This window comes from Anoxybacteroides rupiense, assembly GCF_014196195.1.
Classification (GTDB): Bacteria; Bacillota; Bacilli; order Bacillales; family Anoxybacillaceae; genus Anoxybacteroides; species Anoxybacteroides rupiense.
The window spans coordinates 128,103-139,555 of the sequence record NZ_JACIDF010000009.1 but is presented as its reverse complement, the minus strand read 5'-3'; the positions used below and the strand labels follow the sequence as shown (position 1 = coordinate 139,555).

Annotated in this window: 8 protein-coding genes, 1 other RNA gene and 1 pseudogene; all 10 read right to left on the bottom strand. The window is 43.8% G+C overall.

The annotated features are described in order from the left end of the window. Nucleotides 1–200: 200 nt before the first annotated feature. Nucleotides 201–764: an SMI1/KNR4 family protein gene (locus tag GGQ95_RS14585; RefSeq protein ID WP_044742373.1), complete on the bottom strand. Its 564-nt coding sequence runs from the start codon at nt 762–764 to the stop codon at nt 201–203. 28 nt (nt 765–792) lie between these two features. Beyond that, a pseudogene (locus tag GGQ95_RS18995) lies at nt 793–3,120 on the bottom strand (HNH endonuclease signature motif containing protein); the annotation flags it as partial. Nucleotides 3,121–3,314: 194 nt separating this feature from the next. Continuing rightward, nucleotides 3,315–3,668, bottom strand: a transfer-messenger RNA (tmRNA) gene (ssrA, locus tag GGQ95_RS14575). A 107-nt stretch (nt 3,669–3,775) separates the two neighbouring features. Then, entirely contained in the window at nt 3,776–4,243 is a 468-nt protein-coding gene (gene smpB, locus GGQ95_RS14570) for an SsrA-binding protein SmpB (protein WP_044741426.1), read from the bottom strand. Between the two features lie 88 nt (nt 4,244–4,331). Then, complete coding sequence (rnr, locus tag GGQ95_RS14565; protein WP_183187035.1) at nt 4,332–6,623, bottom strand: ribonuclease R; 2,292 nt, start codon at nt 6,621–6,623, stop codon at nt 4,332–4,334. 18 nt (nt 6,624–6,641) lie between these two features. Continuing rightward, the gene (locus tag GGQ95_RS14560) at nt 6,642–7,382 is read right to left on the bottom strand and encodes an alpha/beta hydrolase (RefSeq protein ID WP_183187034.1); all 741 of its coding nucleotides are present in this window, start codon (nt 7,380–7,382) and stop codon (nt 6,642–6,644) included. A 72-nt stretch (nt 7,383–7,454) separates the two neighbouring features. After that, nucleotides 7,455–7,688, bottom strand: a complete 234-nt coding sequence (gene secG / locus GGQ95_RS14555) for a preprotein translocase subunit SecG (RefSeq protein WP_044741429.1) — start codon at nt 7,686–7,688, stop codon at nt 7,455–7,457. 155 nt (nt 7,689–7,843) lie between these two features. Further along, entirely contained in the window at nt 7,844–9,136 is a 1,293-nt protein-coding gene (gene eno, locus GGQ95_RS14550; RefSeq protein ID WP_044741431.1) for a phosphopyruvate hydratase, read from the bottom strand. A gap of 20 nt (nt 9,137–9,156) precedes the next feature. Further along, nucleotides 9,157–10,692, bottom strand: a complete 1,536-nt coding sequence (gene gpmI, locus GGQ95_RS14545) for a 2,3-bisphosphoglycerate-independent phosphoglycerate mutase (protein ID WP_183187033.1) — start codon at nt 10,690–10,692, stop codon at nt 9,157–9,159. Then, nucleotides 10,685–11,446, bottom strand: coding sequence for a triose-phosphate isomerase (tpiA, locus tag GGQ95_RS14540; RefSeq protein ID WP_044741433.1), 762 nt, complete (start codon nt 11,444–11,446; stop codon nt 10,685–10,687). The genes gpmI and tpiA overlap by 8 nt, the downstream gene beginning before the upstream one ends. Nucleotides 11,447–11,453: the final 7 nt, after the last annotated feature.

Sequence of the window (11,453 nt, the reverse complement as noted above, 5' to 3'; positions counted from 1 at the left end):
GGACTGCGTGGTGCTCGTTCTCGATACTTTGAGGGAGTAAGACCCATCGAATGATTCCATATTGTCTACGCTTCCGCCCGTTCCGCTCCAATTCGCAACGTTTCCTTCGAAGCTGCTGTTTAAAAACGGACCATATTATAAAAAGGATGAATCTCTGCGCTGATATAAGTTATCGCAGGTTCACCCTATTAAAGAAATTTCTAATCTTCTAAATCATTCGCTTTATAGAAATGTCTTGCTTTATAAATGGGCCAATTCCAATACTCCACTCCTTGTGAGATAATGAGCCTCTCTAAAAAGATCTCAAAATTCATATAAAGAGGAGTGGCATGCTCAATACTTTCTCCAGGTTCTAGCCAAAACAAATACTCATTACTTCTTTTATGAGGGGTGATTTCGTTAAGATTCATCACTAGGATACTACTCTCTAAACCATACGCTATAGGATACCAACCTTCTGGATAATCTAAAGATTGGTGGTTCTCTTGTACCTCACTTATACTTAGTACATCAAAAGAAGCACCGCTTTTTTCATCTATAAATAATCTTGCCCCATTATGCATTAATAAAAATTCCTTATAGTCTTTTGGCAAGAATAATTGGTTGGTTTCTTCAAATTTCAATAGTTCACTTTCTGACGCTGGGGCATTAAATAAAAAACGGACTTCTGTAACATACCCTAAATCCTGCTGAATTTGGATAGATGGTTGATCTGTGAGCCGTTTTTTTAATGATGTAAGTGTAAGCGTAAGTAAAGAACTCATTATGATACCTCCCAACATATCATAAATATTACTTGTAGTTCGTCCACCAAGGATTTACCACCTTTCGATGAAAGGAGCTTAGAAGGGGAATTAAGTTCGAATAATCATTGTTACCACCATATTCTCTCGGTCTAATATGGTGAACTTCGTAAAAACTCTTAATTATAAATCCATAGTTTTCTATATACCAATCTAAATATTTGTCTCTTTGACTAGTACTCCATTTTACTCGCTGCTCTTTAGGTACCCTATCCCATGTTGTTGACGATGGTTTTTTCATTACTTTTCTCATTCTTGGGTCACGATAATAAGGATATATTACTCCCTTTTTATTCAGTAGAAACTTTTCACTCATTTTTACTTTTTGAGAAGTATATCCTCCTTTGTAATGAGCAGTAATGTGAGTTTTGCCAATCCAGAATTTAGTCGATGTTATTCTTTTCTCAACACAAACGTCTTGGAGTAATTTTACATTATACTTTGTAGTTGACGCAGCTACATCAAATGGGCCGTTCACATCATTTGAGCTTAAAAACGAAGCTTTAACTGTAAAATAATTCGGCCTTAAATTACCCCCTGCTTGTACCACTGTACTACAATGCACAATTGTAGCATTAGTAGTCCCTGCATTCTTTACATAAGTAACTTCTTTAGTGAGAAAATAACCAAGTTGTGGTAGATAAGAAGCAGTATGGACAGTATCCCTCTGTTCTTTTGCTACTGACTGCGAAATATATTCTTCAGTAGAGTAAGTCTCGCCAGTATTGCTATCAACAAGTACTAAATTAGTATCAACATTCACAATTGTTTCCGGTAGAAACATATCCTCCGGATAATCATAAAAGACTTCCTCGATTTCTTCACTTGTATCATCTGGTTCACTACTAGTGAAAGATAAATTATTTGTTGCAACACTATTCGATTGAACTGATTCTGTTATACTAGATTCACTGTATATAATTTTTTCATTTTCAATTTGATAGGTTAAATTGTTAATTTCCCCTTTCACTACCTCTTCTTCAATATCGACGTTTGAAAGCTCATTATATATTTCAGTAGTTTCAGGGAAATCCCTCAATTCTTTAATTTGATCACTAGTCTCTGAGATGTTTTCTTTTAAGTCCTTTAATACCTTCTCACTATCTGTAGTTATGTCAATATCTTCATACTCTTCCTCGATCCATCCTTCCTCGTCTACAGGTGTATTATCAATCATAGCTTCCTTTTCAGTAACCGGACTAATTGATGAAACAAAGGCCTCAGAAACAACTGTTTCCCCATATTGATCATATGCACTAATCCTAAAATAATAATTATTGCTATTCGCATATTTGACATCGGCATTAGTATAAAGCGTAGAAGGATTAATATCTAATTCCGTACCCGATCCATCTAAACATAATTTGTACCTACCATTAGCTATGTCTTCATCCCTAGGCCAAATTCCTTTTTCAGCAGTAGTCCAAGTATTTACATTTCCAACATCAATGCTCTCATATTCTTTTCCATTGAATATCCAAACCTTATAACCTGTTGCACCTTCCAATCTCCCCCAAGATAACTCAACTGTCCCTTTTTTATCGTCATATCCAAAAGCGACACCTAATGGTGCAGCAGGTTTAGGCAAAGGTGATATTCTCGGCATATACGCCTCCGAAAAGACCGTTTCCCCTTGTGAATTATAGGCACTGACCCGAATCCAGTAGTTCGTTGAATTCTCATATCGCGTTCCTGCGTTGGCGTAGGTCCAAGAAGGATCCACAGGCAGTTCGGCCCCGCGGCTATCATTTAAATGCAGCTGATAGCGACCAGCGTCCACCTCTGCCGGAGTCGGCCAATATTTTTTCCCTTTGGTGGTCCACGACGTCACATTTCCGACGTTGAGCGATTCATAGGAGGCTCCATTAAAAATCCAAATTTTATATCCCGTCGCGCCACTCACCGGGTTCCATTGAACATCTATATAGCCGGTTCCATCTCCATTGGTATAGCTTTTTCCTGTCGGAACGGATGGCTTCGCTAAATTCGGAATGGTGGGCATATAGGCCTCTGATACCGCGCTTTCCCCTTGAGGGAAGATCGCGCTGACACGGAACCAATAGTTCTTACTATTCGGATAGCTTCCTCCTGAATGGCGATAGACAGGAGACGGATCCACAGCTAATTCGGTTCCTAAGCCGTCCTGATGCAAATCATAGCGTCCCGCGCTGATTTCTGAAGCCGTCGGCCAAATCTTCTTTCCTTTCGTGCTCCAAGAGGTCACGTTTCCGACACTAAACGACTCATACTCTTTCCCGTTATAAATCCATACTTTGTACCCGGTTGCGCCCGGAACGGGATTCCATGATAGATGGATAACATAAAACTTCATGGATAACATAAAACCAAAAAAACTGACTTATTCAATCTCGTACTGAATCGTACAGAATTCGTGCAAAATTTGTTCAAAAACTATGGGATTCTTTTGGATTCTCAAAAAATAAAAAACGACCGCAAACGCAGTCGTATCAAGGGTTTAACGATTTTTTATCCGAACCATTCGGATGTTGGAAATGGAGACGGTGGGAGTCGAACCCACGTCCAAAGATATCGCCACTTAAGCGTCTACGAGCGTAGTCGGTATATTTTGCTTTCGCCGCATCTTCCGCCTACCGACAGGCCTCCAAGCAGCTAGTCTGATTCGTCTCTTCCCGCGTCCTCAGACGGTGAACTTGGGCGTATCCCACTCATGATGAACCCCTGACCCGACCACATGGGCGATGGCGGGAGGAGTTAGCCGCAATTATTAAGCAGCTAAAGCGTAATTTTCTTTGCCAGTTATATTTAGGTGACGTTTTTACGAGGACGATCCCCTCGGCTCGCAGCTTAAGCTCGATCTATCCCTGTCGAATCCGTAACGTCCCCTCGTTCGATAAAGGACATCGGAAAAAGCTTAAGCCATGAAATGAACTGGCATCGACATTATTTATTATACCATAAACGCTTCTGATTTCAATTGTCAACTTCTTCATTTACATTTTTTGGCGTTCACGGAAAGCTCGTTCGATTTCCCGTTTCGCTTCTTTTCGTTTCAGATCCTCACGCTTGTCATACTTTTTCTTCCCTTTCCCAACGCCGAGCAATAGCTTGGCAAAGCCGTTTTTAATATACAATTTTAAAGGTACAAGCGTATAGCCTTGCTCTTTTGTGTAGCCAATCAGCTTATTGATTTCCCGACGGTGAAGAAGGAGCTTTCTTGTGCGCAACGGATCGTGATTGTAACGGTTCCCTTGTTCGTAAGGGCTAATATGCATGTTATGAATGAACACTTCGCCTTTCTCTACTTTCGCGAATGAATCTTTTAAATTGACTTTCCCCGCGCGAATGGACTTAATTTCTGTTCCTTGCAAGACAAGACCCGCTTCATATGTCTCTTCAATAAAATAGTCATGATGGGCTTTTTTATTTTGAGCAATCAGCTTTCCTTCACCTTTTGGCATTGCGCTCGTCCTCCCCCTTATACAGACAAATGTTATTGTATCAAAAAAGCGAAAGAAGGAAAAGCCTCTTTGCCCAAGAGGCTTCGCCTTAGCGCTTTTTCTTCTTCTTTTTCTTCTTTTTTGCTTTAGCGCTTGGAAGATCTTCATAAAATTTCTTTTTTGTTTTTTTCTCTGGACGTCCGCCTTCTTTTGTTCGTTTTTTTCCTTTAATCACGACCGGCGCTGCTTTTGGTTCCTTGCGACGGCGCCCTTTCATACCGACAATTTCAAAATCGACGATGCGCTCTTCTTTATTGACGTTGATCACGCGCACCGTAATTTCATCGCCAATGCGGTACATTTTCCCCGTTCGTTCTCCGATCATTGCATAGTGGTGTTCGTCATAGCGATAATAGTCATCTGTTAAATAGCTGACGTGCACCAATCCTTCGATCGTGTTTGGCAGTTCCACGAACAAGCCAAAGTTCGTGACAGAGCTGATGATGCCATCGAACTCCATGCCAATTTTGTCTTCCATAAACTCGGTTTTCTTTAAGTCATCTGTTTCGCGTTCGGCTTCAACCGCACGCCGCTCCATGTTGGAAGCATGCTCGGCGATGTCCGGCAGTTGTTCCGCCCATTTCTGCTGGGTTTGATTATCTATCTTGCCATTAATTAAATACGTGCGAATTAGGCGATGGACGATTAAATCGGGATAACGGCGGATCGGCGATGTGAAATGTGTATAAAATTCAGTAGACAAGCCGTAGTGGCCTAAGCTTTCCGCATCGTAGCGGGCTTGCTTCATCGAGCGAAGCATCACCGTCGATACGACCATCTCTTCCGGTTCGCCGCGCACCGCTTCTAAAATTTCCTGCAATGCCCGCGGATGAATTTGATTGCCGGTCCCTTTGACAACATAGCCAAAGTTGGTAATAAACTCAAGGAAGCGTTGCAGCTTTTCTGGTTTTGGGTCCTCATGGACGCGATAGATGAAAGGAACATTCATCCAATGAAAATGTTCCGCAACGGTTTCGTTAGCCGCAAGCATAAATTCCTCGATCAGCCGCTCCGCTACCGAGCGTTCGCGTAAAATCACATCATATGGCTTACCGTTTTCGTCCACTAAGACTTTGGCTTCTTTGAAATCAAAATCAATGGCTCCGCGGTTCATTCGTTTTGTACGTAAAATATCGGCAAGCTCGGCCATTAACTCGAACATCGGCACAAGCGGCTCATATTTTTTGCGCAGCTCTTCGTCTCTGTCGACCAAGATTTTATTCACATCCGAATACGTCATGCGTTCCGCCGTGCGAATCACACTTTGGAAAATCTCGTGGCTGACGATGTCGCCGCGCTCGTTAATTTCCATTTCACATGACAAGGTGAGACGGTCGACTTTCGGATTAAGGGAACAAATGCCGTTTGATAGACGGTGCGGAATCATGGGAATGACTCGATCCACCAGATAAACGCTTGTGCCGCGTTCATTTGCTTCTCGGTCAATCGGCGAGCCTTCCGTTACATAATGGCTGACATCGGCGATATGTACGCCTAATTTGTAATGGCCATTTTCTAGCTTTGTCACCGTGACGGCATCATCTAAGTCCTTTGCATCCGCGCCATCAATCGTTACAATCAACTGATCGCGCAAATCGCGGCGGTCTTGCAAATCTTCAGCGGAAATCGTGTCTGAAATGCTGTTGGCATGCGCGATGACTTCTTCAGGAAATTGCATGGGCAAGCCATGCTTATAAATAATCGATAAAATATCGACACCCGGATCGTTTTTATGGCCGAGAATTTGAATGATCTCACCCTCAGCGCTAATTCTTCCTTCCGGATAAGTGGTGAGACGGACGACGACTTTATGCCCTTCAACCGCCCCGTTTGCCGCATGCTTCGGAATAAAAATGTCATTGACAATCTTTTTATCATCGGGAATGACAAATCCAAAATTTTTGCTTTCCGTATAAGTTCCCACAATTTCCGTGACGCCGCGTTCAATAATGCGGACGATCGTTCCTTCCTTGCGCGCGCCTGAAGCATGAGGATTGACACGGACAAGCACGGTATCGCCATGCATGGCATTTTTCAATTCAGAAGGGGGAATAAAAATATCATCAAGCAGCGGATCTTCGGGCACGACAAACGCAAAGCCTTTCGAATGACCCGTCACCTTTCCGCGGACTAAATTCATTTTTTCCGGCACACCGTAGCGGTTGCTTCTTGTTCTGACTACCAGCCCGTCTTCCTCTAAGGAGACAAGCGCTTTGACAAATTCCTTAAATTCCGCTGCATCCTCAATTCCAAACGCTTCTTCCAATTCTTGAACGGTGAGAGGTTTATACGCTTCATCGCGCATAAACGCAAGCAGCCGCTCCGTTAATGGTTCCATCATGTTTCCTCCTTTCGAGGATTACCAATCCAATGATTCTAAAAATGCATAAATGTCTTCATGAAGCTGTTCCTTCTCTTTATCAAGCGTAATCACATGACCGGATTCCTCATACCATTTGATTTGTTTAATTGGAGCTTCAACGCCGTTATAAATAATATTTGCACTATCGGTATTAATCATGTCATCATGACGCGCTTGGACCACAAATGTCGGCGCATAAATTAAATCGATATGATCTCGTACCTCAGCGATTAACGCCTGAAGTGCCTTTAATGTTTTCATTGGCGTTTTGCGAAACTCTTCCATTTCTTTTTCGATTTGCTCTGGTGCTTTTCCTTCCCGTTTTTTATATTCCCGCGCGTAGTCCAGCACTCCTTGATACATCGTTTCTTCGCTCTTAATATACATAGGTGCGCACATTGGAACGATGCCCACTACAGGTACAGTGTAACCTAATTTAAGGGAAAATACCCCGCCAAGCGACAAACCGACAACTGCAATTTTTTGATAGCCTTTTTCCCGCAAAAATTCGTACGCATTCATCACATCCTGCCACCAATCATCCGCACCGGTATGCACAAGCTCTTCTGGCGGAACCCCGTGCCCTTTATAAATGGGCGCATGGCATGTATATCCTTTGGACTCAAGAAAACGTCCTAGCATCCGGACATCTGATGAGTTTCCCGTAAATCCATGAAGTAATAGTACAGCGCGTTCTCCTGCTTCAAATGTGAATGGTTTTGGTGAAACAATCTTCATTTTCTGCATCTCCTTTCACGATTCCAAACAGAAAAGGCAGCCCTTTACCATGGACCGCCCCCTTTTTCAAGTTTACAGTTGAAAATACGTTACGGCAATTGCTAAAACAAAAAACAAAACCGCTAAAACGACCGTCATGCGGTGCAATACTGCGTCAAGACCGCGAGCCTTCTGCTTTCCGAATAGCTGCTCGGCCCCGCCCGTAATCGCTCCGGACAGTCCAGCGCTTCTTCCCGATTGCAGCAGCACAACAACAATCATCGCAATCGATACAATCACCAATAACGTGACAAGCAGAGTATGCATGTCTACTCCTCCTTCTCAAAAACGCACACTGCAATAATTTTAATGTATCATAAATCGGCTGATGATACAACCGCACGCGTTTCGATTCTAATCTATTCAACGCCCAAAAGGCCTAACCGCACCGCAGCGGTTAGGCCTTTTATCTTGATCAGTAATTATTTTTTCAAGTTATAGAATGATTTCATGCCTTGGTAAACAGCGGTTTCGCCAAGCTGATCTTCGATGCGAAGCAATTGATTATATTTCGCCACGCGGTCTGTGCGCGAAGGAGCGCCTGTCTTGATTTGACCAGCGTTTGTTGCCACAGCGATATCCGCAATAGTGCTGTCTTCCGTTTCACCGGAACGGTGAGAGATCACCGCTGTGTAGCCTGCGCGTTTCGCCATTTCAATCGCATCAAATGTTTCTGTTAGCGTACCGATTTGGTTCACTTTGATCAAAATCGCGTTGCCAACGCCTTGTTCAATACCTTGAGCTAATTTTTTCGTGTTGGTAACGAATAAGTCGTCGCCGACAAGCTGTACTTTTTTGCCAAGGCGTTCAGTTAATAGTTTATGGCCCGCCCAATCGTTTTCATCCAAGCCGTCTTCAATGGAGATGATTGGATATTTCGATACAAGCTCTTCATACCAAGCCACCATTTCTTCAGATGTTTTGATCACGCCTTCGCCTTCAAGATGATATTTTCCATCTTGTTTATTGTACAGCTCTGAAGAAGCGACATCCATCGCCAGCATCACTTCTTGGCCCGGTTGGTAGCCCGCTTTTTCAATCGCTTCAATAATGGTTTGTAGCGCTTCTTCGTTCGATTTTAAGTTTGGCGCGAATCCGCCCTCATCACCAACGGCTGTATTGTAACCTTTCGCTTTTAATACGGCTTTTAGGCTATGGAAAATCTCTGCCCCCATGCGAAGCGCTTCACGGAAGTTTGGCGCGCCGACAGGCATAATCATAAACTCTTGAATATCGACGTTATTATCCGCATGCGCACCGCCGTTTAAAATGTTCATCATCGGCACAGGCAATGTTTTCGCATTAAATCCGCCGAGATATTGATATAAAGGCACTTCTAAATAATCAGCAGCGGCGCGCGCGACTGCCATCGATACACCTAGGATCGCGTTGGCCCCTAATTTTCCTTTATTTTCTGTACCGTCAAGTTCCATTAACGTTTGGTCAATCCCTACTTGATCGGTTACATCAAAGCCGATAATCGCCGGAGCAATGATTTCATTTACATTTTCTACTGCTTTTAATACACCTTTGCCAAGATAACGGTTTTTGTCGCCGTCGCGCAACTCCACCGCTTCATATTCTCCTGTGGATGCGCCGCTTGGCACTAATGCGCGGCCGAAAGCACCGGATTCTGTATATACTTCTACTTCAATTGTTGGATTTCCGCGCGAGTCTAATACTTCGCGAGCATATACATCAATAATCACTGACATGACAAATCTCTCCTTTTTTCTTATTTTACGATCAAAGTTTTTCCTGTCATTTCTTTTGGTTGTTCTAATCCAAGCAAATCTAGCATCGTTGGCGCTAAATCTCCCAAAATTCCGCCGTCACGAAGCACGATTCCTTTTTTTGTGACAATGACGGGAACTGGATTCGTCGTATGAGCCGTTTGCGGACTTCCATCTGGATTTAAGACCTCATCCGCATTTCCATGATCGGCTGTAATAATCGCCACACCGCCTTTGGCGATGATCGCATCAACGACTTTTCCTAAGCACTCGTCAACAGCCTCGACTGCCTGAATCGTCGGTTCGAGCTTTCCGGAATGGCCGACCATATCCGGATTCGCATAGTTTAAAATGATGGCATCATATTGATCTGCGGCAATTTCTTTTAACAGCGCTTCAGTCACTTCATAGGCGCTCATTTCCGGTTTTAAATCATATGTCGCCACTTTCGGCGAATTGATTAAAATCCGGTCTTCTCCAGGGAATTTTTCCTCGCGTCCGCCGCTCATAAAAAAGGTCACATGCGGATATTTTTCCGTTTCAGCGATGCGCAGCTGTTTTAAACCGTTCTGCGCTATCACTTCTCCAATCGTATTATCGAGATTGGTTGGTTTAAATGCTACGTATCCTTTTACGGTTTCACTGAAATGAGTTAAGCAAACGAAAAATACGTTTTTCGGATGCTTTGGTCCGCGATCGAACGAGCGGAAATCATCATTTGTGAACGTATTAGAAATTTGAATCGCCCGGTCGGGACGGAAATTATAGAAAATCACGGCGTCGTTGTCTTGGATTGTCGCCACAGGTGTTCCATCCTCACGCACCATCACAGACGGCAACACGAACTCGTCGTAAATGCCATGGGCATACGAATCGTCAATACATTCTAATGGATCGCGGTAAGCCGGGCCCTCGCCATAAACCATGACGCGGTATGCTTTTTCAACGCGCTCCCAGCGCTTGTCACGGTCCATCGAATAGTAGCGGCCAGACAATGTCGCAATTTCACCGACTCCCATCTGGGCCATTTGTTCATTTAATTCATGAATGTACTTTTTCGCCGTTTGTGGCCCAACATCTCGGCCATCTAAGAAGCCGTGGATATATACATTTTTCACGCCTTCTTTCGCCGCTAATTTTAATAATGCGTATAAATGGTTGATATGGCTGTGCACACCGCCATCAGACAGAAGACCGAAAAGGTGCAAATTCGTGCCTTTTTCTTTTACATGATTCATTGCGGCTAAAAATGTTTCGTTACGGTCAAATTCTCCTTCACGAATCGCAATATTGACGCGCGTTAAGCTTTGATACACAATCCGGCCAGCGCCAATATTTAAATGGCCGACTTCCGAGTTTCCCATTTGCCCTTCAGGAAGACCGACCGCTTCTCCGCACGCCGTGAGCGTAGCATGAGGATATTCGTTCCAATAGCGGTCAAAATTCGGCTTTTTCGCCTGTGCGACCGCGTTGCCATACGTTTCTTCGCGAAGAGCGAATCCGTCTAAAATAATTAATGCCACAGGTTGTTTACTCATGATGTCCTGCCTCCACTAGCTGCAGAAATGATTGCGGGTCTAAGCTGGCGCCGCCAACTAACGCTCCATCAATGTGCTCTTGCTTTAAAAACTGGCTGATATTATCCGGTTTCACACTGCCGCCATATTGAATGCGAACCGCTTCTGCCACCTCTTGGGAAAATTTTTGCGCAATAGTCGAGCGGATATGGCCGCATACTTCATTGGCGTCTTCTGCTGTTGAAGACTTGCCGGTGCCGATCGCCCAAATTGGTTCATAAGCGATCACCACTCGCTTTGCTTGCTTCTCCGTTAGTCCTTCGAGCGCTTTTTCCACTTGCGCAGCAACGATATCATTCGTTTTCCCGCTCTCTCGTTCTTCTAATGTTTCACCGCAGCACACAATCGGAATGAGGTCATACTGAAATGCAGCAAGAACTTTTTTATTCACTGTTTCATCGGTTTCCGCAAACATTTCACGGCGCTCGGAATGCCCAATAATGACATATTCGACTCCGAGATCTTGCAGCGCCAACGGGCTAATTTCTCCTGTAAACGCTCCTTTTGCTTCAAAGTGCATATTTTGTGCACCAATTTTTAGATTCGTGCCTTTAGCCGCTGCCACAAGACGTTCTAAAAATAGTGCCGGAGCGCAAACAACGGAGTCGACCCGTTCAGAAGAAGGGACGAGCTTTTTGACTTCCTCCGCAAAGCTTACAGCTTCTGCAAGAGTTTTATGCATTTTCCAGTTTCCTGCAATAATCGGCTTACGCATGGCTTTA

Coding starts and splice junctions, on each gene's coding strand:
- GGQ95_RS14560 (WP_183187034.1), bottom strand. CDS start 7,382: ATGAAGATTGTTTCACCAAAACCATTCACATTTGAAGCAGGAGAACGC.
- GGQ95_RS14585 (WP_044742373.1), bottom strand. CDS start 764: ATGAGTTCTTTACTTACGCTTACACTTACATCATTAAAAAAACGGCTC.
- smpB (WP_044741426.1), bottom strand. CDS start 4,243: ATGCCAAAAGGTGAAGGAAAGCTGATTGCTCAAAATAAAAAAGCCCAT.
- tpiA (WP_044741433.1), bottom strand. CDS start 11,446: ATGCGTAAGCCGATTATTGCAGGAAACTGGAAAATGCATAAAACTCTT.
- eno (WP_044741431.1), bottom strand. CDS start 9,136: ATGTCAGTGATTATTGATGTATATGCTCGCGAAGTATTAGACTCGCGC.
- secG (WP_044741429.1), bottom strand. CDS start 7,688: ATGCATACTCTGCTTGTCACGTTATTGGTGATTGTATCGATTGCGATG.
- rnr (WP_183187035.1), bottom strand. CDS start 6,623: ATGATGGAACCATTAACGGAGCGGCTGCTTGCGTTTATGCGCGATGAA.
- gpmI (WP_183187033.1), bottom strand. CDS start 10,692: ATGAGTAAACAACCTGTGGCATTAATTATTTTAGACGGATTCGCTCTT.